Origin of the sequence: Dechloromonas sp. A34, assembly GCF_026261605.1 — a bacterium.
Classification (GTDB): Bacteria; Pseudomonadota; Gammaproteobacteria; order Burkholderiales; family Rhodocyclaceae; genus Azonexus.
Genome location: NZ_CP102486.1, coordinates 1052612 through 1076842, shown reverse-complemented (window position 1 = coordinate 1076842; position 24231 = coordinate 1052612). Strand labels below are relative to the sequence as shown.

The following is a 24231-nucleotide window of genomic DNA, read 5'->3' as shown; positions in this document are numbered from 1 at the left end:
CGCGCACTAAAGCCGCCCGCTAATCGCCTGTTTCTGCGAAAATAGCACCCCTCATTTTTGCCGTTTTCGGAACCCCATGCCCCCCCATCCCGCCATTGCCACCACCGCTGAAATTGTCGCCGAGCTGAAGGCTGGCCGCATGGTCATCCTGGTCGATGAAGAAGACCGTGAGAACGAGGGCGACCTCGTCATGGCCGCCGAACACATCACGCCGGAAGCGATCAATTTCATGGCCAAGTTCGGCCGTGGTCTGGTCTGCCTGACGCTGACCGAGGCCCGCTGCAAGAAGCTCGGCCTGGTCCAGATGGCACGCAACAACAAGACCCAATACGGCACCGCCTTTACGGTCTCGATCGAGGCCGCCGAGGGCGTCACCACCGGCATTTCCGCCGCCGACCGCGCCCGTACCATTCAGGTTGCTGTGAACAAGGCGTCGACCGCCGACGATATCGTGCAGCCCGGCCACGTCTTCCCGATCACCGCCCGCGAAGGCGGCGTCCTGGTTCGCGCCGGGCATACCGAAGCCGGCTGTGACCTGGCCGGCATGGCCGGCCTCGAGCCGTCCTCGGTGATCTGCGAAATCATGAACGACGACGGCACGATGGCCCGCCTGCCCGAACTGCTCGACTTCGCCAAGGAACACGCGCTGAAGATCGGCACCATTGCCGACCTGATCCACTACCGTGCCGCCTCGGAAACCCTGGTCGAGCGCGTCACCACCAAGACGATCAGTACCGCCCACGGCGAATTTGCACTGCACGCCTATGTCGACCGTTCCGGCGGCGCCACCCACCTGGCCCTGGTCAAGGGCACGATCCCGGCCGGTGGCGAAACCCTGGTCCGCGTCCATGAGCCGCTGTCGGTACTCGACTTCCTCGACCCGGGCAGCAAGCAGCAATCCTTCTCGATCGACGAGGCGCAGGCGGCGCTGGCCAAGAACGGCCACGGCGTGATCGTCCTCATGCACCGCCCGGAAGACGGCGAAGCCCTGCTCACCCGCCTGACCGGCGAGGTTAACGCAAACTCACCGCGCGTTCAGCAGAAGTGGGACCCGCGCACCTACGGCATCGGCGCCCAGATCCTGCGCGACCTCGGTGTCTCCAAGATGCGCCTGCTCTCCAGCCCGCGCAAGATGCCCTCCATGACCGGCTTCGACCTCGAAGTCACCGGTTTCGTCACCTCTCCTGCGGAGCTCTAAGCCATGTCCCGCTTCGACAATATTTTCGAATTCGACAACAACCTCAACGGCGCCGGTCTCAAAGTCGGCATCGTGATGAGCCGCTTCAACCTGCCGATCTGCGAAGGGCTGCTCTCGGCCTGCGTCGATGAACTCAAGCGCCTGGGCGTCGCCGATGCCGACATGACCATCGCCAATGTTCCCGGCGCCCTGGAAATTCCGCTCGTCCTGCAGACCATGGCGCAGAGCGGCAGCTTCGACGCGCTGGTCGCGCTCGGTGCGGTGATCCGCGGCGAGACCTATCATTTCGAAGTCGTCTCCAACGATTCCTGCCGCGCCATCATGGAAGTCCAGCTCGATACCGGCGTCCCGATCGCCAACGGTATCCTGACCTGCGAAACCGACGAACAGGCCGAAGTCCGCATGCAACCGAAGGGCGCCGACTGCGCCCAGGCTGCCGTCGAGATGGCCAATCTCCAGAAAGCACTCAACCAATGACCACGTTCCTCAGCGACACCGAGCACCCCGAAGAGCCTAAGGCACCGCCCAAATCGGCCCGCCGCCGGGCTCGCGAATTCGTGCTGCAAGGCCTCTACCAGTGGCGCGTCGGCGGTGCCGACGAGGCCGCCATCGAAGCCTACGCCCCGGAAATGGAAGGCTTCGCCAAGGCCGACCGCGAGTTCTTCGTCGGCACGCTGCGCGGCGTCATCGGCCAGCGCGAGCCGCTGGTTTCGCAAGTGACGGCCCATCTCGACCGCCCGTTCAGCGAACTGTCGCCGATCGAAGCCTGCGTGCTGCTGATGGGCGCCTTCGAGATGAACAATCATCCGGAAACCCCCTACCGCGTGATCATCAACGAAGCCATCGAACTGGCCAAGTCCTTCGGCGGTACCGATGGCCACAAGTACGTCAATGGCGTGCTCGACAAGATTGCTGCCGTCACCCGCGCCGACGAGGTCGCCGCCAAGAAGAAGGCCCGCTGAGCCGATGGCCGGTGAGTTTGCGCTGATCGACAAGTATTTCACCCGGCCGACCCCCTCGGCCGTGCTCGGCCCCGGCGACGATTGCGCCCTGCTCCAGCCGACACCGGGCATGCAACTCGCCGTGACCACCGACATGCTGGTCGCCGGCACCCACTTCCTGCCCGACACCGATCCCAAGAATCTGGGCTGGAAGGCGCTCGCCGTCAATCTTTCCGACCTCGCCGCAATGGGCGCCACGCCGCGCTGGGTGACCCTGGCCGGCGCCATGCCGGCGGCCGACGAAGCCTGGATCGCCCGCTTCGCCGACGGTTTCTTCGCCTGCGCCAACGAATACGGCGTCGACGTGGTCGGTGGCGACACCACCAAGGGGCCGCTCAACCTGTGCATCACCGCCATGGGCGAAGTGCAGCCCGGCCAGGCGCTACGCCGCGACGGCGCCAAAGTCGGCGACCAGATCTGGGTCTCCGGCCGCCCCGGCCTGGCCAGCCTCGGCCTCGCCCAGCTGCAGGGCAAGATCCAACTGCCCGAACCGTGGCCGCGCCTGTGCATCGGCGCCCTCGAAAAGCCGCGGCCGCGGGTCGCCCTCGGCCAGGCCCTGCTCGGTGTCGCCACAGCGGCGATCGACGTTTCCGACGGCCTGCTGGCCGACCTCGGCCATATCGCCGAACGTTCCGGATGCGCCGCTGCCGTCAAACTGGTCCAGTTGCCGCACCTGCCCAAAGGCCCGAGCTACGACGCCGACCTCCGCCGCCTGGCGCTGGAATGCCAGCTGGCCGGCGGCGACGACTACGAGCTCTGCTTCACGGCACCATTCGCCCAACATCTCGCCATCGGCCAGATTGCCGCCCGACTCGAACTGCCGCTGTGGTGCATCGGCGACATCGTCGCCGGCCCGGCCAGCCAGGTCACCGTCCTCGACCCGGACGACAAGCCGGTCGAATTCGCGCACCACGGTTATGACCACTTTGAGCAAGCCGCCCAGCCTTAAATTCCTCTTCGCCCACCCGGCGCACTTCCTCGCCCTGGGATGCGGCAGCGGCCTGTCGCAATGGGCTCCGGGCACGGTCGGCACGCTGTTCGCGTGGGTCACCTTCTACTACTTCCGCCCCTGGTTCTCGGATTTCGGCCTGCTCGCCTTTCTGGGCGGCGCCTACCTGCTCGGCATCTGGGTCATCGACGTCACCGGCCGGGCCATCGGTGATCCCGACCACGGCAGCATCGTCTGGGACGAGATCGTGCCGTTCTGGCTGGTCCTGCTGCTCACCCCCGACGCCTTCTACTGGCAGCTCAGCGCCTTCGCGCTGTTCCGTTACTTCGACATCACCAAGCCGCAACCGGCCCGCTATTTCGATCAACACGTCAAGAACGGCTTCGGCGTGATGGCCGACGACCTGGTGGCGGCCGGCTATACCCTGCTCGCCCTGGCCCTGTTGAAGTTCGTTTTAGCCTGACGGCGCTGCGCCACAGGCATAAAATATACGGGCCTAACCTGCCGGGAGCTTCACCATGAGCCACAAGCACGCCCACCTGATGCGCAGCATCTTCCAGGATCCCCCGTCGGCCAATATCCACTGGCGCGAAGTCGAATCGCTACTCAACCACCTCGGCGCCGAAATCGAACCGTCGCACGGCGCCCGCTTCAAGATCACGCTGAACAAGGTCGAGGCCTTTCTGCACCATCCCCACAACAGCAGTACCTGCAGCAAGAACGACATCAAGGCGATACGCGACGTTCTCGCTCATGCCGGGGTGACGCTATCGACCTACGAGGCTGGCGACAGCTGAGCCAGGTCATCTCCCGCAAGACCTACTGCAGCCTATAATGCCCCTATAACTTCAAAAAAATAACGGGCATCAAATAGGGAGCGATCATGAAACGCTTTGGCCTGGCTGTCATTACCCTGGCATTGCTCGCGGCTTGCGGAGAAAAACCCGTCGAGGCCCCGTCCAGACCGATCAGCCGCCCCTTCGAAGGTCAGTCGATCTCGGTCATTGTCCCCAAGCTCGACGCCCGGCTGATTCGCGGGCCTATCCTCGACGAAGTGGAGAGTTTCGAGGCGCGCACCGGCGCCAAGGTCCGTGTCCTGACACCGGGCTGGAACGAAACCATCGAGAAGATCGATCAATCGCTGAAGTCGCCCGAGGCCAATTTCGATATTTATGTCGCCATTTCGATGTGGAGCGGTACCCTGCTCGGCGGCAACCATATCGAACCGGTCCCCGAGGCGATCAAGACCAAACTGGACTGGGACGATGTCCTGCCGATCTACCGTAACACCGTGCTCTCCTGGAACAAGGTGGCCTACGGCATGCCGTATGACGGCGACTGCATCAATCTTTACTACCGCAAGGACCTGTTCGCCAACCCGGAATATCAGGCGCGCTTCAAGAAGAAATACAAATACGACTTGGCCCCCCCGCCACCTGGCAGGAATATCGCGACATCGCCGAGTTCTTCACCGGCTGGGACTGGAGCGGGGACGGCAAGGCCGACTACGGAATCGCCGGCAACCGCGTCGTCGGCGATATCTCGATGCTGCAGTTTTTCGCCCAGGCCGCCGCCCACGCCAAACACCCCGACGATCCGGCCTACTACTTCGATCCTGAGACACTCAAGCCGCGCATCAACAATCCGGGCTTCGCTCGTGCGCTGGCGATCTGGATCGACACCATGAAGTTTGGCCCACCCGGCATGGCCAATTTCGCCGGCCACGACGTGCGCAACAGCTTTGTTTCAGGACAGACCGCGATGGCCATCGACTGGGCCGACATGGGGGTGCATGCCGTCAATTCGCCGGCTTCAGTGATCAAGGACAAGATCGGCTACAGCCAGATCCCGGGCAGCCGCGAAGTATTCAACGCGACGACCGGCCACTGGGACAAGCAACCGAACCAGGTCTCCTCGATCAGCGGCAACTGGACCTTCTTTGTCAGCAAGGCCTCGAAGCACAAGGCACTGGCCTTCGAGTTCGCTTCGCACATGACCGCGAAAGAGCTGACCAAGAAATTCACCGCGCTCAGCGGCACGGCCGTCAACCCGTCCCGGCGCTCGCACTTTGCCGACCCGGCCTCGTGGAACCAGTCGGGCTTCTCGACCGATTCGGCCAAGGCCTATCTCGATGAAATCACCACCTCGCTATCCAATCCCAACGTCGTCTACGACATCACGATTCCCGGCGCCGGCGAGTACTACAAGGTATTCGACGATTATGTCCACAAGGCGGTCAGCGGGGAATTGAAGCCCCAGAAGGCGCTCGACCAGGCCGCTGCGGAGTGGGAAAAGATCACGGACCGGCTGGGTCGGGAAAAGCAGATCTCCTACTACAAGGCCTCCCTCAACCTCGGCCATTAAGACACCAGCCCGCCGTGCGCTTCAGCCAACTCAGCATCCGGACCCTCTCGCTGTATGGCTTCGGCTTGCTCATCCTCGGCGCCCTGATCAGCGGCGCCACCGTTGCCTACCTGGTCTTCGACTACAGCGCCGTCGTCGCCCGCCAACGCACGGTGGACGATGCCTACAAATCGGTGCTGGCTCTGAAATACCACACCGAACGCCTGCTCTCGACGCCGGAGTTGATCAAGCAGCGCGGACGCTGGGAAAAGTCAGTCAGCGATTTCGAACGACGGCTGGGTGATCTGACCCAGGCGGTACCGGTCGAAGTCGAAGCCCTGCCCTCAGACTGGCATTTGATCCGCGGCGAAATCGACGACATCGAGCGCCAGCTCGACAATTCGCTGTTCAGCGAAGGCAACCTGATGGAGAAGTCCTTGCTGCGCCGTTTCGGCGAGGGCTTGAATGCCAACGAAAGCGGTGAATACTACGTCGCGGTGCGCACGCTGGTGAATGCGATCGACTTCCTGCAGCAACGCCAGGATTTCCTGCTCGACGATCTCTACGCCCTGGATGCCCGGATTCGCCAGGAAAGCGAAGGCCAGTTGCAGCGCACCAAGAACTTGCTGATCTCGGTGCCGCTGCTCAGCTTCCTGGCCCTGACCCTCTTCGCGGCCGCGATGTTCTACCTGATCCGGCGTACCGAACAGCAATTGCTCGGCATTCAGGACAATCTGAAAAATACGCTGGGCGAACTGGAGTTTGAACGCACCCAACTGCGAACCCTGGTGTCGACCATTCCGTCACTAATCTGGCTGAAGGATCCGGAGGGCGTCTATCTGACCTGCAATCCCCAGTTCGAGCGGCTGTACGGAGCCCCCGAAAGTGCCATCGTCGGCAAGACCGATTACGATTTCGTCGATCGGGAGACCGCCGACTTCTTCCGCCGCCATGATCGCCAGGCGGCCGAAGCCAATCAATCCTCGGTCAACGAGGAATGGCTGACCTTCAAGGCCGACGGCTACCGGGGGCTGTTCGAAACGACCAAGACCCCGATGCGCGCCAGCGACGGCCGGCTGATCGGCGTCCTCGGTCTGGCCCACGACATTACCGAACATCGCAAGGTTCAGACCGAACTAATCCGCCACCGCAACCATCTCGAAGAGCTGGTCTCGGCCCGCACCACCGAACTCGCCGAGGCCAAGGCCGCCGCCGAAGAGGCCAACCAGGCGAAGAGCGCCTTCCTGGCGAACATGAGCCATGAGATTCGAACCCCGTTGAATGCCATCGTCGGCCTGACCTATCTGATCCGCCGCGATGCCGTCGTGCAGCGCCAGATCAGCCAGCTCGACAAGGTCACCCAGTCGGCACAGCACCTGTTGAGTATCATCAACGACGTGCTCGACTTTTCGAAGATCGAAGCCGGAAAACTGACTATCGAATCCTCCGATTTCGCACTGGAGCAGGTATTCACCAACCTGCACGATTTGGTGGGCGGCAAGGCGGCTGAAAAAGGGCTCGAAATCGTCATCGATATCGACCCCAAGCTGCCACCGTTACTGCGCGGTGATCCAGTCCGGCTGGGCCAGGTTCTGGTCAATTTCGCCAGTAATGCGGTCAAATTTACCGAACGCGGCAATATCGTCTGTCGGGCCAGACTGCTCGCCCAGGATGGTGATCGCTTGGCGGTCCGCTTTGAAATCGCCGATACCGGGATTGGACTCAGTGATGAACAGCAGGCCCGACTGTTCCAGGCTTTCGAACAGGCCGATACCTCGACCACCCGCAAGTTCGGCGGCACCGGGCTCGGCCTGGCCATCTGCAAGCGCCTCGGCAGCTTGCTCGGCGGCACGGTTGGTGTCGACAGCCAGCTCGGCCAGGGCAGCACCTTCTGGCTGAACGTTCCGCTACAGCGGGCCGTGGATGAGACGCCGCCAGCTCGACTGCCGACCGCCAATCTGCGGGCGCTGGTGATCGACGACCTGGCGGCTGCCCGCGACGCCACCTGCCGGGTTCTGCAAAGCTTCGGCATGCAGGCGGCAACCGCCGCCGACGCCGAGACGGCCCTGACGACGATCGCCGCGGCCGGGACCGCCAATGCCCCGTTCAACCTGATACTGGTCGACGCCCGGATGCCCGGCCTCGAATGTATGCATACCGCCGATCGCATTCGTCAGTCGGTCGCCCCCCCGCCCCCGAAAATCATTCTGACCACCGCCCCCGGCTTTGAGGTCGCGCCGGACCTCTTGCAGCGCGGGAGCATCGACGGCGTGCTGGCCAAACCGATCACGCCGTCCAGTTTGTACGACACCGTTGCCGAGATCATCACCGGCACACACGTTCCCGCCCCCCACCCGGCGGCCACCGAATTGCCCGACCCCAGCCGGATCAAGGGACGGCACATCCTGCTGGTCGAAGACAATGTAGTCAATCAGGAGGTCGCTCTGGAATTGCTGCACGATGCCGGCCTCGTCGTCGATCTCGCCGAGGATGGCCAGATGGCCCTGGACATGGCCCGTTCGACCAGCTATGACCTGATCCTGATGGATATCCAGATGCCGCGCATGGACGGCCTGACCGCCAGCCGGGAAATCCGCCGCCTGCCGAACGGCGGGCAGGTGCCGATTCTGGCGATGACTGCCAATGCCTTTGCCGAGGATCGCCAGGCTTGCCTGGCCGCCGGCATGAACGACCATGTGGCCAAGCCGGTCGATCCCAAAACCTTGATCGATGCGCTGCTCAAGTGGTTGCCGGCCAACGCCTGTGTCACAGACGAGCGCATGCTTGCCAGCGCCCCGAGCGCGGCCCAGGAAATAACCTCTTCACCAGTCGCCGAACCGATCGCAATCAAGGGGCTCGACGCTGCCGCCGGCTTGAAGATCGTCTCTGGCAAAGCGGCCTCCTACCAGCGCGTCCTCCGCCTGTTCGCCGAAAGTCAGGCCGAGACGGTGGAGCAGTTGCGCAGCCACCTGGCCCAACAGCACTACCCCGAAGCGGAACGAATCGCTCACACGCTCAAAGGTAGCGCGAGTAACATAGGAGCCATGGAAATTCGCCAACTGGCTGCCGACCTCGAGCTGGCGATCAAGCAGAGGGCCGGCCAAGCCAGCGACGATCTCCTGATCCGCCTGTCGGACGAACTGCCCCGCCTGATCGAGGCGATTCGGGCAATCAAACCGGCAGCCCCCGCGAGCGGACTGACGGGGTCGCTTCAGTCCGAGCAGCCCGCGCCGCAGCAGATCGTCCAACGGCTTCAATTTCTTCTCGAAACGGCAGACATGGCAGCACGCCGCTACTTTGAACAGCACCATCAGGCCCTCTCCGGAGCCCTGGGACAGCCCATGGCTGATGCAGTGGGTCTGGAAATCAACCAGTTTCGCTACGACGAAGCGCTGGCCCGCTTGAGGCAGGAAAAATGACGGTCGCCCATACCGTGCTCGTCGTCGATGACCAGGCCGAAAATCTGGCGATTCTCGGCGAACTTCTCGAGAACCACTACCGGGTCAAAGTCGCCAACTCCGGTGAAAAAGCCCTGCGGGCGGCACTCTCCGCCCCCCGTCCCGACCTGATACTGCTCGATGTGATGATGCCCGAGATGGACGGCTACCAGGTTCTCGCCCGCCTCAAGGAAAACCCGCTGACCCGGGAAATACCAATCATCTTCGTCACCGCAAAGGATGGCGCGACCGACGAAGAGATGGGCCTGGAACTGGGCGCTGCGGATTACATCACCAAACCAATCAAGCCGCTGGTCGTTCTGGCACGTGTCCGGACCCAGCTCGAAAACAAGCGTGCCAAGGATTGGCTGAAGGACCAAAACGCCTTCCTCGAATCCGAAGTTGCCCACCGCATGCATGACAACGAACTGACCCAGAACGCCAGCCTGCACGCCCTTGCCATCCTTGCCGAGACGCGTGATTCCGATACGGGGAACCATCTCTATCGCACCCAGGCTTACGTCCAGATCCTGGCCGATGCCTTGCGCGACCATCCCCGCTATCAAGCCATCCTGCCCGACGATCAGCTCAAGCTGATCGTCCGCGCCGCCCCCCTGCATGACATCGGAAAAGTCGGCATCCCCGATCACATTCTGCTCAAGCCCGGGCGTTTCACTCCTGAAGAATTCGAGATCATGAAGACCCACAGCCGGATCGGCGCCGACTCGATCGCGGCTGCCATGCAACGGGTCAGGGATGCCGATCATTCGATCTACCCCAACGATGGCACGCCGCTGGCATTCCTAGATGTCGCCCGGCAGATTGCCCGCTCCCATCACGAACGCTGGGATGGCAACGGCTATCCGGATCGACTGCAAGGCGAAGCCATTCCGCTGGCCGCCCGCATCATGGCCCTGGCCGACGTCTTCGATGCGCTGACCAGCAAACGCGTGTACAAGGAATCGCTGGCCGTCGATGAGGCGATGGAGATTATCTCTTCCGAACAGGGGCAGCACTTCGATCCTTCCCTGGTCGAGGTGTTTCTCGGCCTGCACAGCGAATTCGCCGATATCGCCCATCGCTTCGCCGACCCCCATTGAGCCGGGTCCAGCTTCACTCAATCGTCGCGAGCGGGCCCGGCTTGGGCTTCAGTGCCTTTTTCGGATAAATGTCGAAGCGGCTGGATTTCCCCTCCAGTACATACCCCGGCGCCTGACCGGCGATGGCCGGGGCCTTGCGCGGCCGCTTGACGACGACCCGGTGGCTGGCCAGCGCCAGCGCCGCCTTCAGGAGTTCGGGGGCGTCGTCGTCGTCACCGACCAAGGGGCGAAATAGTCGCATCTCCTTCTTGACCAGCGAACTCTTGTCGCGGTGGGGGAACATCGGGTCCAGATAGATGACCTGCGGCGGATCGCCCGACCAGGCCGTCATCAGTTCAATGGCGTCGCCGGACAGCAACTGCATGCGCGCCATGATCGGCCCGACCTCCGCATCGAGCCGGGCGCGCCGCAGGCCATCCGCCAGCAAGGCGCCAATCAAGGGCTGACGTTCTATCAGCGTGACCGCGCAGCCCAGTTGCGCCAGCACGAAGGCATCGCGCCCCAAACCGGCTGTTGCATCGAGAATCAGCGGCCGGATACCCGGCTGGATGCCGACCGCCTTGGCAATCATCTGGCCATTGCCGCCCCCTTGCTGACGGCGGTGAGCCAAGGCCCCGTCGACAAAATCGACCCGCACCGGCCCGGCCGCTCCGACCCCGAGTTCCTGCAGTTGCAGGCCATCGGCACCCAGTTGTAGAACAAATTCGGATTCGCCGGCTAGCGGCAGATGAAGTTCGTCCGCCAACGCGCATGCCGCGTCGGAAAACTCCGGCGCCAACGCTTCGATGCGGATGATTGCCTTGGTCTGGTCGGCCACGGGTTCTACCTGTTTGATTCTGGCCGGACCGGATGTACCGGTGGCCGCCGCATTGATGGCTGAAAGAGCCACCAATGCCGGAGTGTCATGATGTTTTTTTGACTAGCTGCTTGGCAAAAGCCGCATCGTACTTTGAAATTCGCTTGACCTCTTGCGGCCCCTGCGCATCAACGAAGCGCACGAAGGCATCCAGATCCAGGGGCGCAGTCAGTTCCTGGAGCCCGGATTCAAGTTGCTCGCGCAAGGTGAACAGGCCTGAACTGGTGATTACCATCAAATAGCGATGCCCTTCGGCCCGCCGGTTGAGGCGGGCTACTGCGGCAGTTGCGCGAGTGGAACGGATATGCCTCTCCTCAGACCAAACCGTCCGCCTGACGTCCGAGGCAAGCGGAGGTCAGTAGAAATGGCATTGCCGCGTCAGGGAGTCCCAACGCCAGTAGTACCTGCCGCCGGCATGACAGCCTCGGATTCCGCCGCGGCGTCCGCCGACTCGCTATTATCGCCAGGCTTCCCAGCCAACTTCTGGCGACGTTTTTCTTCCTGTTTGTTTTTCTTGGCGAGATCTCTCTGGCGCTTTTCGAACTGGTAGTTTGGTTTGGCCAAGAGGCCTCCTCTAGTCGCCATATCGGCGGATGAAACTGCGGGAACGGTGGTACTGGACGTTGCACGTACAGCAGGATAATAACGGAACGCGATCAGATTCCGCAATGCAAAACGCCAACCACGGGTGGTTGGCGTTTTTCCTTGAAATTCAAGGATATATTCTGGTGGCCAATCGCGGAATCGAACCACGGACACGCGGATTTTCAATCCGCTGCTCTACCAACTGAGCTAATTGGCCAAAAGGAGGGCGCATTATAGCGATGTCGACACCACTCCGCAACAGGATTGAGACATAAAGAGGCATTCCGGCGGAAAGTCACTCATGGACCGATCGGCGGCGACTGCCGATAGAGCTCGGAATAGTCGTCCGGCGGCGGCGGTGGCGGCGGCGGTGGCCGCCAGGCGGCGAAAACGACCCGCGCCACCGCCCCCTGGCCGCGCGGATTGGGGTGCAGACTGGCCTTCGAGTCGTGCTGCATGGCAATTTCCTGAACGATGGCGAGACCGAGACCGCTGCCCTCGGTGGTCGCATCATCGACGCGATAGAAACGCTCGAAGACCAGTTCGGACTGCTCTTCGGTAATCCCGACCCCGTCATCCTCGACCTCGAAGACGACGGTCGCCGCATTGGCCAGTATCCGGCAGGTCACGTGCCCCCCCGGCGGGGTATAGCGCAGCCCGTTGTCGATCAGGTTCTTGGCCAGCTCGCGGAGCAGGAAGGCATTACCGGTGATCATCGCCGGCCCCTCCGATTCGTAGCCAAGGTCGATGCCTTTTTCGATCGCGACCATCACCCACCCCTCGATCACTTCGCGGATCAACAGCGCGAGATCGAGCGGTTCGTGTTTCTGTTGCGCCGGTTCGCTACCGCCTTCGGTGCGGGCCAAAGTCAGCAACTGGTTGACCAGGCGGCCGGCGCGATCGACGCCGGTGGCGATCTGGCGCAGGGCATGGCGCAAGGCTTCCGGGTCGCGCTCGCGAATGGCGAACTGGGCCTGGGTTTTCAGGCCGGTCAGCGGCGTCCGCATCTGGTGCGCGGCATCGGCGACGAAACGCTGCTGCGCTTCGACGTTCTTCTTCATCCGCTCGAGCATTTCGTTGAAGGCCTCGACCAGCGGCTCCAACTCCTCCGGTACGCGGCGCGTGGCAATTGGCGAGAGATCGCCGGGATCACGCGTCTCGATGGTCTTGCGCAGACGGGTCAGCGGCCGCAAACCACGCGAGAGGCCGAACCAGACGAGCATGACGGCGAGCGGAATGATGATGAACTGCGGCAGGATGACACTGGCGACGATCTTGTTGGCCAGCTGGTTGCGTTTCTCGGTGGTCTCGGCGACCTCGACGACGACCCAGGCCGCTTTCGGCAACTGTGGCTCCGCAAGATAGGTGTAAGCGAAACGCAGGTCCTGACCATTGAACTCGGCGTCACGCAGATAGATTTCGCCAGGAATGACTTCCTTTTCCACAAATTGTTCCGGAATCGGGAGATCGCGGTCGCCGGCGAGGAACTTGCCGTCGCGGGTCACGACATGGAAATAGACGCTATCGGTTTCATCGGCGCGGAGCAGCGCCCGGGCCGATGCCGGAAGGGTGAGCAGCGGTTTGCCATTGACCAGCTTGACCTGGCGGGCGATCGCCGCGACATGCTCGCGCAGGGCTTGGTCGTAGGGAAAGTTCGCTACGTTGTTGGCGAAATAGTGGGTAAAAGCAATGCTCAGCGGCCAGACAAAAAGCAGGGGGCCAGCATCCAATCGAGAATTTCGCCAAATAGCGAACGCTCGGTTTCGGAAGAAGGTGAGGACAGACTACTCGCCTTGCGGTCGTTCAAGGCAATAACCCAGGCCGCGCACGGTGGCAATCTTCACGCCCCCCGGCTCCAGCTTCTTGCGCAGACGGTGCACATAGACTTCGATGGCATTGTGACTAACCTCTTCACCCCAGCCACACAAATGGTCGACCAGTTGATCCTTGCTGACCAGACGCCCCATGCGGGCAAGCAGGATTTCGAGCAGCCCGATCTCACGTGCCGAAAGATCGAGGGGCTGCCCCTGGATCTGCGCCACCCGACCGACCTGATCATAGGTCAGCAAGCCGCACAGAATGGTTGGCGTAGTTCCGGCCGAGCGCCGGGTCAGGGCGCGAACCCGTGCTTCCAGTTCGGCCAGCTCGAAGGGCTTGACCATGTAGTCGTCGGCCCCGAGATCCAGCCCTTTGACGCGGTCGCCGGTGCCATCGAGCGCGGTCAGGATCAGCACCGGGGTTTGCGAACTGCGGGAACGCAGGCGCTTGAGGACCTCGAGCCCAGGCAATTTCGGCAGGCCGAGATCGAGGATCAGCAAGTCGTAAGAAACCGTCATCAGGGCAGTGTCGGCCTCCAGGCCGTTCGGTGCCCAGTCGACGGCATATCCTGCCTGACGCAGTGAACGGGCCAGTCCATCAGCAATGATGGCGTCGTCTTCAGCGATGAGAATGCGCATTTATCGGATTATCCAAGCGACGTAAGATTTTTGTAAGCCTGCTGCAATATCCTGCGCGGGCTGTTCTCCTTTTATGGTCTTTGGAGTCCATGGCGTCAGCCGGGACTCAGGGGGTCGCCCGATCCTGCACTGGGCAACCCCCTACCGTTTTTTCCCCTCAAGTCCGCTAGTCTAACAAATAAAACCCACTGCAATTTCCGCAGTGCACCAGCACGTCCACGATTCCGGAAGGCTGATGCTCAGGGAATCAAATCACCAAACACGTAGACGAAAAAAAGCCCAGGTCGAAACCCGGGCTTTTTTGCGACGGTGTTTTGTCGATTAGTGGCCAGAGGCGCCGGAGGCACCCAGACCGGTTTCCGAGCGCAGTTGCTGCGACGGGTACAGAGCACGTTCCTTCTTGGCCTGTTCGGAGTTGTCCAGGATGGACACCAGCCAGATGGTCACGAAGGCAGCGGTCATCGAGAAGATGGCAGCCGAGTTGTACGGGAACCAGGCGGAGCCCTTCGGGTTGCCGATAACTGCTTCCCAGACGCTGGCAGAACCAATCGTCAGGATCACGGCAGAAGCCAGACCGACGAAGCCGCCGACGACAGCGCCCTTGGTCGTGCAGTTCTTCCACAGCACGGACATGAAGAGCACCGGGAAGTTGGAGGAGCAGGCGATAACGAAGGCCAGCATCACCATGTAGGCGACGTTTTCCTTCTCGAAGGCGATACCGAGAACCACAGCCAGGACACCCAGACAGACGGTCGTGATCTTGGAGACGCGCAATTCCTGTTCGGAAGAGCAGCCTTTGTTGAACACGGAAGCGTACAGGTCATGGGACACGGCAGAAGCGCCGGACAGAGTCAGACCAGCAACCACAGCCAGAATCGTTGCGAAAGCCACGGCCGAGATGAAGCCGAGGAACAAGTCACCACCGACAGCCTTGGCCAGATGCACAGCAGCCATGTTGCCGCCGCCCTTCAGACCCTTGGCCAGTTCGCCGCCGACGTAGAAGTCGCCCGGATTCTGAACCAGGTTGGTGATGGCGCCGAAACCGATGATGAAGGTCAGGATGTAGAAGTAACCGATCCAGGTGGTCGCCCAGGCAACCGACTTGCGGGCTTCCTTGGCGTTCGGCACGGTGAAGAAGCGCATCAGGATGTGCGGCAGACCAGCGGTACCGAACATCAGGGCCATACCGACGGAGATAGCAGAGATCGGATCCTTGATCAGGGCGCCCGGCGACATCAGAGCATCACCCTTGGAGTGCACTTCAACAGCCTTGGTGAACAGCGCTTCCGGCGAGAAGCCGAATTGCAGCAGAACCGAGACTGCCATGAAGGTGGCACCGCCGAGGAGCATGCAGGCCTTGATGATCTGCACCCAGGTGGTTGCCGTCATGCCGCCGAACAGCACGTACATCATCATCACGGAACCGACCAGGATTTCGGCGTAGAGGTATTCCATGCCGAAAAGCACCTTGATCAGCTGACCGGCACCGACCATCTGCGCAATCATGTAGAAGGCAACGATGACCAGAGAAGCGGAAGCCGCGAAGATGCGGACCGGGGTCTGGGCGAAACGATAGGAAGCCACGTCAGCGAACGTGAACTTGCCCAGGTTGCGCAGACGCTCGGCCATCAGGAAGGTGATGACCGGCCAGCCGACCAGCCAGCCGATCGAGAAGATCAGGCCGTCGAAGCCGTTGGCGAAAACGAGACCGGAAATACCCAGGAAGGACGCGGCAGACATGTAGTCGCCGGCAATTGCCAGGCCGTTCTGGAAGCCGGTGATACCACCGCCGCCGGTGTAGAAGTCGGCAGCCGACTTGGTCTTGGAAGCAGCCCACTTGGTGATGTAGAGCGTTCCGCCGACGAAGATGGCAAACATGACGATGGCCGTCCAGTTGGTGGCCTGCTTTTGGGTATTGCCAAGGTCGGCACCAGCGGCGATGGCGCCACCGGCAACGGCCAGCGCCAGGAGACCGGCGAGGATTTTGGTGAATTTATTCATCTTACTTCTGTGCCTCCTTGATCAGGGCTTCGTTGATCGAATCGAACTCGGTGTTGGCCCGACGAACGTAGATCCAGGTCAGCAGGATGGTGAAGACGATGACCGCGACGCCGATCGGCACGCCGACACTCATCGTGTAACCCTCGCCGATCTTCTTGGCCAGGAATTCCTTGTCGAAAGCGACCAGCAGGATAAAGCCGTAGTAAGCGGCGGCACTGACGATGGCCATGATGATGGAGTACTTGCTGCGCATGGCAACAAACTCCAGGAATTTCGGGTTTGCTGTAACCCTATCCAAAACGTTTTGCATTGATTTGCTCCTCAGACTTTGTGTTTATAGAGGCATTGCTGCGGAGCGTAATTTAGAGAGGCGTTCTTACAAGCAACTTACAGAGCGTTACAAAAGGTTTAATGATTTCCTTGATCTGCAATAAAAAAGCCCCGCACGAGGCGGGGCTTTTTACTGACAGTGCAGCTGGAAGGCGGGAATTACATCCCCATGCCGCCCATGCCGCCCATACCGCCCATGCCGCTCATGTCGGGCATGCCGCCGGCCGGCTTGTCTTCAGCCAGTTCGGCAACCATGCACTCGGTGGTCAGCATCAGGCCGGCCACGGAGGCGGCGTTCTGCAGAGCGGTGCGGGTGACCTTGGTCGGATCCAGCACGCCCATTTCGACCATGTCGCCGTACTCGCCGGTGGAAGCGTTGTAACCGTAGTTACCCTTGCCACGCTGGACCTTGTCGACCACGACAGACGGCTCGTCACCGGCATTGGCGACGATTTCACGGAGCGGCTGCTCCATGGCGCGCAGGACGATCTTGATACCGGCGTCCTGGTCGTGGTTGTCACCCTTGAGCTTGCCAACGGCAGCACGGGCGCGGATCAGGGCAACGCCGCCGCCGGCGACGATGCCTTCTTCCACGGCAGCGCGGGTAGCGTGCAGGGCGTCTTCAACGCGGGCCTTCTTTTCCTTCATTTCGACTTCGGTGGCAGCACCAACCTTGATCACGGCAACGCCGCCAGCCAGCTTGGCCACACGTTCCTGGAGCTTTTCCTTGTCGTAATCGGAGGTCGCTTCCTCGATCTGGACGCGGATCTGCTTGACGCGGGCTTCGATGGCAGCAGCTTCGCCGGCGCCGTCGATGATCGTGGTGTTTTCCTTGGCGACTTCGATACGCTTGGCCTGGCCCAGATCCTTCAGGACAGCCTTTTCCAGCGTCAGGCCGGTTTCCTCGGCAATCACGGTGCCGCCGGTCAGGATGGCGATGTCTTCCAACATGGCCTTGCGACGGTCGCCGAAGCCCGGGGCCTTGACGGCAACGGTCTTCAGGATGCCGCGGATGTTGTTCACGACCAGGGTTGCCAGGGCTTCGCCATCGACATCTTCAGCGATGATCAGCAGCGGACGGCCGGCCTTGGCGACTTGTTCCAGAATCGGCAGCAGGTCGCGGATGTTGGAGATCTTCTTGTCGAAGAGCAGGACGAACGGGTTTTCGAGCAGGGCTTGCTGCTTGTCGCCGTTGTTGATGAAGTACGGGGACAGGTAGCCGCGGTCGAACTGCATGCCTTCGACGACGTCGAGTTCGTTGGCCAGGGACTTGCCGTCTTCAACGGTGATGACGCCTTCTTTGCCGACCTTTTCCATGGCATTAGCGATGATTTCGCCGATGTCGGAATCGGAGTTGGCGGAGATTGAACCAACCTGGGCGATTTCCTTGGTGGTCGTACAGGGCTTCGAGAAAGCCTGCAGTTCGGCGATGGTAGCGACGACTGCCTTGTCGATGCCGCGCTTCAGGTCCATCGGGTTCATGCCGGCGGCAACGAACTTCATGCCTTCGCGGACGATCGACTGGGCCAGCACGGTGGCGGTAGTGGTGCCGTCACCGGCGATGTCGGAGGTCTTGGAAGCGACTTCCTTAACCATCTGGGCGCCCATGTTGGCGAACTTGTCCTTCAGTTCGATTTCCTTGGCGACGGAAACGCCGTCCTTGGTGACGGTCGGGCCGCCGAAGGAGCGCTCGAGCACGACATTGCGGCCCTTGGGACCGAGGGTGACCTTGACCGCATCAGCCAGGATGTTGATGCCTTCGACCATGCGTGCACGGGCGGAATCACCGAATTTGACTTCTTTAGCTGCCATTTATTTCTCCTGAATTCTGTAAGTTAGTAGACGCGGCGCTTAAGCAACCAGCACGCCCATGATGTCTTCTTCACGCATGACCAGGACTTCCTGGCCATCGACCTTGACAGCCTGGCCGGCATACTTGCCGAACAGGACACGGTCGCCAACCTTGACGTCCGGCGCGTTCAGCTTGCCGCTGTCGTCACGCTTGCCCGGGCCGACGGCCAGAACTTCGCCCTGATCCGGCTTTTCGCCAGCGGAATCGGGGATGACGATGCCGGAAGCGGTGGTACGCTCGGCTTCAACGCGCTTGACGATCACTCGGTCGTGCAAAGGACGGATATTCATAGAGCTGACTCCTGATATTGAGTTTCAACATGGTGGAAATTGGCCGGTTAGCGCTTTGCACTTCCCGGGATCGGAGCGGGCGGCGAATTAGCACTCGTCTCCGTTGAGTGCTAATAATAGGGGCGGCACTTGGCGATTTCAAGTCTCAGCGATGAAATTTTCAGTTCGATATATTTCGGCGCACACCACCGAACTCGGGCAAGGCCCTTTAACGGCCACCCTGCAAGCTCCGAAAGCAGCATGCGCTGCCGAGCCTCAAACCACCGCCAGGCCTTCGGCGCGAAACAGATTGCGCACCTGCTCGAGCAATTCCTCCGCTGGCGGCTTGATGCCTGCCAACCGATAGTCCAGGCCGCGATCGCGCCACTTGTGCTCGCCCTGCTTGCCAAAGGGCAAAACTTCGACGCGTTCGATATTTCCCAACTGTGCCGCAAATTTGGCCAGGCGCCCGACATCCTCAAGGTCGTCGGTTACCCCCGGAACCAGCACGAACCTAAGCCATACTGCCTTGTTCAAGGCGGCCAGGACGTTGGCAAAGCGGAGCGTTGGTTCGAGTTCGACACCTGTCAGATCGCGATAGCGCTCCTCCGAAATCGTTTTGATATCGAGCAGCACAAGATCGACTTCGGCCAGCAATTCGTCGTCGGCAAAGTCACCAAAGTAACCCGAGGTATCCAGCGCGGTGTGCAAGCCCATCGCCTTGCAACCTTGCAGGATGGTTTTGCAGAACTTGGCCTGCATCAACGGTTCGCCGCCGCTCAAGGTAACGCCCCCGCGCCCTCGCAACACCCCTTTGCGCCGCGCAATGTCGGCCAGCACATCGGTCACCAGCGCCGGGGCACCTTCGTGCCGGAACCAGGTGTCCGGCGAATGGCAATACTGACAACGGAGCGGGCAACCGGACAGGGTCAGCACGTAGCGGATACCCGGCCCCTGAGAAACACAGAAGGCTTCGGTGGCGTGCACCCAGCCCTCGAGATCCCCGGACTCTGCCCACGACGGAGGCACGGCAACGGGTTGAGAATCAGCAAGCTGCATGGCAAAGTCGTTCGTCCTCGCCAGCCCTCGGATGCCGGGCCGACAGGGATTTTCGGAGCAATCGGTTAAGGGGGTGAAATACATACGCAGACTCGAAATACCAATTCGTTATAGCCAACTACAAGATGCTTTGCGCAGCGCTCGCCGAGGTAGACCATTTTTCTGACAAAACGCTCAGCGCGACAACCAGAAAGAGCTTCCGAGCGCGTTGAGACTAGCAACCGCCTGTACATGCGGCCATTGCCCCCCGGGAATCGGGCTGGCAAAAGCCGCCATGAAACGATGCTGTTGGCTACCGCACCGGACATAACATCCGGAAATAAAAATGGGCACTTTCATGGCGAAAGTGCCCAGCTTCATCTGTGTTTGGCGCGCCCGAGACGATTCGAACGTCCGACCCCTGCCTTCGGAGGGCAGTACTCTATCCAGCTGAGCTACGGGCGCTTGGGAGGCCGCATTCTACCCTCAGCCGGGACTGGCGTCCATGGCGATCCCGAAAGCTTAGTCGAAGAAGGTACGGGCCGCCTCGAAACGCTGCGCGTAGTAGCGGTCGTTCAAATGGTCGATGCGCACCTTGCCGTTGGTCGACGGAGCGTGGATAAAGCGGGCGTCGCCGAGATAGATGCCGACATGCGAGTAGGCCCGGTTGCGGGTATTGAAAAATACCAGATCGCCCGGTCGCAAAGCGGCGCGTCCGATCGGCCGGCCATTGCGCGCGATGTCGGCGGCACTGCCCTGCACCTTCAGACCGGCGACCTTGCCATAGATATAGCTGACCATGCCGCTGCAATCGAGACCGGCTTCCGGGTTCTTGCCACCGAATTTGTAGTCGGTATCGATCAGGCCCAGGGCGTAGAGCGCCACCTCGTTGCCTTTCTCGCTGACCGTCGCCGGGGCATGCGCTATAGTTTCCGCCGGCGGCCGGGTTGCCGGGCCGCTACAGGCCGCCAGCAACAAGGCCGCGAAGGAAATGGGGATCAGAACCGAAAGTCGCATTTAGTTAAAGTGTTTTCATCGAACAATTCGCAACTTACCGTTTTTTCGAGATTTTTCAAGACCATGAATCTACAGAACAGGCAATTGCTGCGCACCGCCAACCTGATTGGCGGGCAATGGATCGCGGCCGACGACAAGGCCGTACTGGCGGTACTCGACCCGGCCACCGGCGATTTACTGGCCGAAGTCCCGCGCTGCGGCGCCGCCGAAACCCGGCGCGCCATCGCGGCAGCCGAGGCGGCCTGGCCGGCCTGGCGGGCGCTGACCGCCAAACAGCGCGGCCAGTTGCTGCTGACCTGGTTCAAGCTGATTCTCGACAACGCCGACGATCTCGCCCAATTGATCACCGCCGAAGGCGGCAAGCCGCTGGCCGAGGCTCGCGGCGAAGTGATTTACGGCGCCTCCTTCGTCGAATGGTTCGCCGAGGAAGGCAAGCGCACTTACGGTGAAAGCATCCCCAGCCCGACCGCCGACAAGCGCCTGGTGGTCATCAAGCAGCCGATCGGCGTCTGCGCCGCGATCACGCCGTGGAATTTCCCGCTCGCGATGATCACCCGCAAGGTGGCCCCGGCGCTCGCCGCCGGCTGCCCGGTGGTCGTCAAGCCGGCCGAGGCGACGCCATTAACCGCGCTGGCCCTGGCCGCCCTGGCCGAACAGGCAGGATTCCCGGCCGGCGTCTTCAACGTCGTGACCGGCAACCCGCAGGCCATCGGCGGCGAACTGACCGCCAGCCCGATCGTCCGCAAGCTCTCCTTCACCGGTTCGACCGCCGTCGGCCGCCTGCTGATGGCGCAGAGCGCTCCGACTGTCAAAAAGCTGTCACTCGAACTGGGCGGCAACGCCCCCTTCATCGTCTTCGACGACGCCGATGTCGATGCCGCAGTCGATGGCGCGATCACCGCCAAGTACCGCAACACCGGCCAGACCTGCGTCTGCGCCAACCGCTTCCTGGTGCAGTCGGGCATCTACGAGGAATTCGCTGCCAAGCTGGCCGAAAAGAGCCGCAGCCTCAAGGTCGGCCCCGGCACCGAGGCCGGTGTCACCCAGGGGCCGCTGATCAACGCCGCCGGCCTGGCCAAGGTCGAGGCCCATGTCGCCGATGCACTGAGCAAGGGCGCCCGCGTGCTCAGCGGCGGCGCCCGCCACGCCCTGGGTGGCAACTTCTACCAGCCGACCGTGCTGGCCGATGTCACGACCGAGATGAAGGTGGCGCGCGAGGAAACCTTCGGTCCGGTCGCCCCGCTCTTCCGCTTCGACACCGAGCAGCAGGCCATCGCGATGGCCAACGATACCGAATTCGGCTTGGCCGCCTATTTCTTCAGCCGCGACATCGGCCGCTGCTGGCGAGTCAGCGAGGCGCTGGAATACGGCATGGTCGGCATCAATACCGGCCTGATTTCGAACGAGGTCGCCCCCTTCGGCGGCATCAAGCAGTCCGGCATCGGGCGCGAAGGTTCGGCCTACGGCATTGAGGAATACCTGGAAGTCAAATACCTCTGCTTCGACATCAATGGCTAGTGCCTGCCTTTGTCCTTGTGGTACTAGGCGGCCGGCGCCCCAGTTGTCCCGATGAGAATCGTCGGCCACTACGTCAAATGGGCCCTGCTCGGCCTGCTCGGGCTTTTTCTCGCCTGGCAGCTCTGGCTGCTCGGCTGGGTGCTGTTCTGGGGCTGGGGCAACCCGGGCACGACGCGCTTCATGGAAATCCGCCTCGGCGAGTTACGAGAAAAGAAACCGGATGCCCAGTTGAAGAAACAGTGGGTACCCTACGAGCGGATTTCCATCCACCTGAAACGCGCCATCGTCGCGGCCGAAGACGCCAAGTTCGTCGATCATGAAGGCTTCGACTGGGAAGGCATGCAGAAAGCCATGGAAAAGAACCAGAAACGGAAACGCTTCGCGGCCGGCGGTTCGACCATCAGTCAGCAATTGGCGAAAAACCTTTTCCTGACGCCGACCAAGTCATATGTGCGCAAGGCCGAGGAAGCGATCATCACGCTGATGCTGGAAAACCTGTGGAGCAAACGGCGGATTCTCGAGGTCTACCTGAACGTGATCGAGTGGGGTAACGGCGTTTTCGGCGCCGAGGCAGCCGCCCGCCATTACTACAACATCGGCGCCGCCCAGCTCGGCCCCGAGCAGGCGGCGCGCCTGGCCGGGATGGTGCCGAACCCGCGTTACTACGACCGCAATCGCGGCGCCGCCGGCCTCGGTCGCAAGACGGCGATCATCCTCGGCCGCATGCCGGGGACCGAGGTTCCGTAAACCGCGTTCCGGGTTGCTTCAAGCGGCGATTTTGTCAAAGCCCTGACATGCGGCGGATGCTAAAATGGCTGACCTTTTGCGGCACCGCACCATGAGCGAAGAAGCCCAGCTGACCGACACCGACGACTTGCAGGAGCGCCTCGCCGAGGTGCAGACCCTGCTCGCCCGGCACAAGCTGGTCGAGGAACTGGTGCACCGGCAGGAGGGGCCGCGCCACGACGTGGTCGAGGAGATCGTCCACAAGCAGCATCTGCACGAACTCCAGCACAAGCTGGAGCCGATGCACCCGGCCGACATCGCCTACATCCTCGAGGCGCTGCCGCTCGACGAACGTCTAATCGCCTGGGACCTGGTCAAAGCCGAGCGCGAAGGCGAGATCCTGCTCGAAGTCTCGGATGCCGTCCGCGAGACCCTGATCGACTCGATGGAGCGCACCGAGCTGGTCGCCGCCGCCGAGACGCTCGACGCCGACGAGCTGGCCGACCTCGCCCCCGACTTGCCGCAGGGCGTTATCGACGATGTCTTCCGCGGCCTCTCGGTCGAGGAACGCGAGCAACTGCGCGCCGCGATGTCCTACCCGGAAGACTCGGTCGGCTCGATCATGGACTTCGACATGGTCACCGTGCGCGAGGACGTCACCCTCGAAGTCGTGCTCCGCTACCTGCGCCGCTTCGACGAACTGCCCGACCACACCGACCAGCTGTTCGTGATCGACCGCGACGAGCGCCTCAAAGGCGTGCTGCCGCTGAATATCCTGCTGGTCAACGAGATCGAGGTCGAAGTCGGTGCCCTGATGCAGACCGATTTTGTCGAACTCGAACCTGACGATCTGGCCGACGAGGCCGCCAAGGCCTTCGAACGCTACGACCTGGTGTCGGCCCCGGTGGTCGATCCGGCGGGCAAGCTGGTCGGCCGTGTGACGGTCAACGAGGTGGTGGACTACATCCGCGAAGAAGCCGAGCACGAGCAATTGGCTCAGGCCGGTCTGCGCGAGGAAGAAGACATTTTCGCCTCGGTCTGGGACTCGGTGAAAAACCGCTGGGCCTGGCTGGCCGTCAATCTGGTCACCGCCTTCGTCGCCTCCCGCGTCATCGGCGCCTTCGAGGATTCGATCGAAAAGCTGGTGGCGCTTGCCGCGCTGATGCCGATCGTCGCCGGCATCGGCGGCAACTCGGGCAACCAGACGATCACCATGATCGTCCGCGCCATCGCCATGGGCCAGGTCCAACCGGACGCCATGCGCCGCCTGCTGCGCAAGGAACTCGGCGTCGCCAGCATCAACGGCCTGATCTGGGGCGGCCTGCTTGGCATCGCCGCCTGGTGGCTCTACGGCAGCTTCAAACTCGGTATCGTGATGACGGCGGCGATGACCCTGAACCTGCTGCTCGCCGCCTCGGCCGGCGTCGGCATCCCGCTGCTCCGTCAGAAATTCGGCGCCGATCCGGCCATCGGCGGCTCGGTGATGATCACTGCCCTGACCGACTCCGGCGGCTTCTTCATCTTCCTCGGGCTGGCAACGCTGTTCCTGATGTAA

General features: G+C 61.9%; 23 protein-coding genes, 2 tRNA genes and 1 pseudogene. 13 read left to right on the top strand and 13 right to left on the bottom strand.

Features of this window, described 5'->3' with window-relative positions; genetic code table 11:
• The first annotated feature begins 76 nt into the window (after positions 1-76).
• From ribBA to NQE15_RS05375, 10 genes and pseudogenes are all read left to right on the top strand, one after another.
• Positions 77-1198 (top strand): bifunctional 3,4-dihydroxy-2-butanone-4-phosphate synthase/GTP cyclohydrolase II, encoded by a 1122-nt coding sequence (ribBA, locus tag NQE15_RS05420; protein WP_265947259.1) that lies wholly within the window; start codon positions 77-79, stop codon positions 1196-1198.
• A gap of 3 nt (positions 1199-1201) precedes the next feature.
• The gene (ribH, locus tag NQE15_RS05415) at positions 1202-1675 is read left to right on the top strand and encodes a 6,7-dimethyl-8-ribityllumazine synthase (RefSeq protein ID WP_265947257.1); all 474 of its coding nucleotides are present in this window, start codon (positions 1202-1204) and stop codon (positions 1673-1675) included.
• The gene (gene nusB, locus NQE15_RS05410; protein ID WP_265947255.1) at positions 1672-2160 is read left to right on the top strand and encodes a transcription antitermination factor NusB; all 489 of its coding nucleotides are present in this window, start codon (positions 1672-1674) and stop codon (positions 2158-2160) included. The genes ribH and nusB overlap by 4 nt, the downstream gene beginning before the upstream one ends.
• Positions 2161-2164: 4 nt before the next feature.
• Positions 2165-3148, top strand: coding sequence for a thiamine-phosphate kinase (gene thiL / locus NQE15_RS05405; RefSeq protein ID WP_265947252.1), 984 nt, complete (start codon positions 2165-2167; stop codon positions 3146-3148).
• The gene (locus tag NQE15_RS05400) at positions 3117-3611 is read left to right on the top strand and encodes a phosphatidylglycerophosphatase A (protein WP_265947250.1); all 495 of its coding nucleotides are present in this window, start codon (positions 3117-3119) and stop codon (positions 3609-3611) included. Before thiL ends, NQE15_RS05400 begins: the two co-directional genes overlap by 32 nt.
• A 55-nt stretch (positions 3612-3666) precedes the next feature.
• Positions 3667-3945, top strand: coding sequence for a type II toxin-antitoxin system HicA family toxin (locus NQE15_RS05395; protein ID WP_265947248.1), 279 nt, complete (start codon positions 3667-3669; stop codon positions 3943-3945).
• Positions 3946-4031: 86 nt separating this feature from the next.
• A pseudogene (locus NQE15_RS05390) lies at positions 4032-4607 on the top strand (extracellular solute-binding protein); the annotation flags it as partial.
• The gene (locus NQE15_RS05385) at positions 4532-5512 is read left to right on the top strand and encodes an extracellular solute-binding protein (RefSeq protein WP_416336528.1); all 981 of its coding nucleotides are present in this window, start codon (positions 4532-4534) and stop codon (positions 5510-5512) included. The pseudogene NQE15_RS05390 and the gene NQE15_RS05385, both read left to right, overlap by 76 nt.
• A 14-nt stretch (positions 5513-5526) precedes the next feature.
• Positions 5527-8910, top strand: coding sequence for a hybrid sensor histidine kinase/response regulator (locus tag NQE15_RS05380; RefSeq protein ID WP_265947246.1), 3384 nt, complete (start codon positions 5527-5529; stop codon positions 8908-8910).
• Positions 8907-10028: a response regulator gene (locus tag NQE15_RS05375; protein WP_265947244.1), complete on the top strand. Its 1122-nt coding sequence runs from the start codon at positions 8907-8909 to the stop codon at positions 10026-10028. The genes NQE15_RS05380 and NQE15_RS05375 overlap by 4 nt, the downstream gene beginning before the upstream one ends.
• Positions 10029-10041: 13 nt before the next feature.
• On the opposite strand, the gene NQE15_RS05370 is transcribed toward NQE15_RS05375, so the two are convergent.
• From NQE15_RS05370 to NQE15_RS05310, 13 genes are all read right to left on the bottom strand, one after another.
• Positions 10042-10845: a class I SAM-dependent methyltransferase gene (locus NQE15_RS05370; protein WP_265947242.1), complete on the bottom strand. Its 804-nt coding sequence runs from the start codon at positions 10843-10845 to the stop codon at positions 10042-10044.
• Positions 10846-10930: 85 nt separating this feature from the next.
• On the bottom strand, positions 10931-11119 hold the full coding sequence (locus NQE15_RS05365; protein WP_265947240.1) for a hypothetical protein: 189 nt from the start codon (positions 11117-11119) through the stop codon (positions 10931-10933).
• Between the two features lie 143 nt (positions 11120-11262).
• A complete protein-coding gene (locus NQE15_RS05360) occupies positions 11263-11643 on the bottom strand; it encodes a hypothetical protein (RefSeq protein WP_265947238.1) in 381 nt (126 codons plus the stop codon).
• A tRNA-Phe gene (locus NQE15_RS05355) sits at positions 11611-11686 on the bottom strand. The genes NQE15_RS05360 and NQE15_RS05355 overlap by 33 nt, the downstream gene beginning before the upstream one ends.
• 82 nt (positions 11687-11768) lie before the next feature.
• Positions 11769-13199 (bottom strand): sensor histidine kinase N-terminal domain-containing protein, encoded by a 1431-nt coding sequence (locus NQE15_RS05350; protein ID WP_265947236.1) that lies wholly within the window; start codon positions 13197-13199, stop codon positions 11769-11771.
• 54 nt (positions 13200-13253) lie between these two features.
• Positions 13254-13925: a response regulator transcription factor gene (locus NQE15_RS05345; protein WP_265947234.1), complete on the bottom strand. Its 672-nt coding sequence runs from the start codon at positions 13923-13925 to the stop codon at positions 13254-13256.
• Positions 13926-14246: 321 nt separating this feature from the next.
• Positions 14247-15926 carry a cation acetate symporter gene (locus NQE15_RS05340; protein ID WP_265947232.1) on the bottom strand — a complete coding sequence of 560 codons (1680 nt, stop codon included), beginning with the start codon at positions 15924-15926 and terminating at the stop codon, positions 14247-14249.
• A 1-nt stretch (position 15927) separates the two neighbouring features.
• Positions 15928-16179 carry a DUF485 domain-containing protein gene (locus NQE15_RS05335; protein WP_416336501.1) on the bottom strand — a complete coding sequence of 84 codons (252 nt, stop codon included), beginning with the start codon at positions 16177-16179 and terminating at the stop codon, positions 15928-15930.
• A 236-nt stretch (positions 16180-16415) separates the two neighbouring features.
• Positions 16416-18068, bottom strand: coding sequence for a chaperonin GroEL (gene groL, locus NQE15_RS05330; protein WP_265947228.1), 1653 nt, complete (start codon positions 18066-18068; stop codon positions 16416-16418).
• Positions 18069-18107: 39 nt separating this feature from the next.
• Positions 18108-18398 (bottom strand): co-chaperone GroES, encoded by a 291-nt coding sequence (locus NQE15_RS05325; RefSeq protein WP_168655118.1) that lies wholly within the window; start codon positions 18396-18398, stop codon positions 18108-18110.
• Between the two features lie 255 nt (positions 18399-18653).
• The gene (gene pflA, locus NQE15_RS05320) at positions 18654-19436 is read right to left on the bottom strand and encodes a pyruvate formate-lyase-activating protein (RefSeq protein WP_265947224.1); all 783 of its coding nucleotides are present in this window, start codon (positions 19434-19436) and stop codon (positions 18654-18656) included.
• Between the two features lie 367 nt (positions 19437-19803).
• Positions 19804-19880 (bottom strand) — tRNA-Arg (locus tag NQE15_RS05315).
• Between the two features lie 57 nt (positions 19881-19937).
• Positions 19938-20432 carry a C40 family peptidase gene (locus tag NQE15_RS05310; protein ID WP_265947222.1) on the bottom strand — a complete coding sequence of 165 codons (495 nt, stop codon included), beginning with the start codon at positions 20430-20432 and terminating at the stop codon, positions 19938-19940.
• A 63-nt stretch (positions 20433-20495) separates the two neighbouring features.
• Between NQE15_RS05310 and NQE15_RS05305 the strand changes: the two genes are divergently transcribed.
• The 3 genes from NQE15_RS05305 (at position 20496) to mgtE (ending at position 24231) form a co-directional block, all read left to right on the top strand.
• The gene (locus NQE15_RS05305; RefSeq protein ID WP_265947220.1) at positions 20496-21950 is read left to right on the top strand and encodes an NAD-dependent succinate-semialdehyde dehydrogenase; all 1455 of its coding nucleotides are present in this window, start codon (positions 20496-20498) and stop codon (positions 21948-21950) included.
• A 51-nt stretch (positions 21951-22001) separates the two neighbouring features.
• On the top strand, positions 22002-22697 hold the full coding sequence (mtgA, locus tag NQE15_RS05300) for a monofunctional biosynthetic peptidoglycan transglycosylase (protein ID WP_265947218.1): 696 nt from the start codon (positions 22002-22004) through the stop codon (positions 22695-22697).
• A 91-nt stretch (positions 22698-22788) separates the two neighbouring features.
• The gene (mgtE, locus tag NQE15_RS05295) at positions 22789-24231 is read left to right on the top strand and encodes a magnesium transporter (RefSeq protein ID WP_265950138.1); all 1443 of its coding nucleotides are present in this window, start codon (positions 22789-22791) and stop codon (positions 24229-24231) included.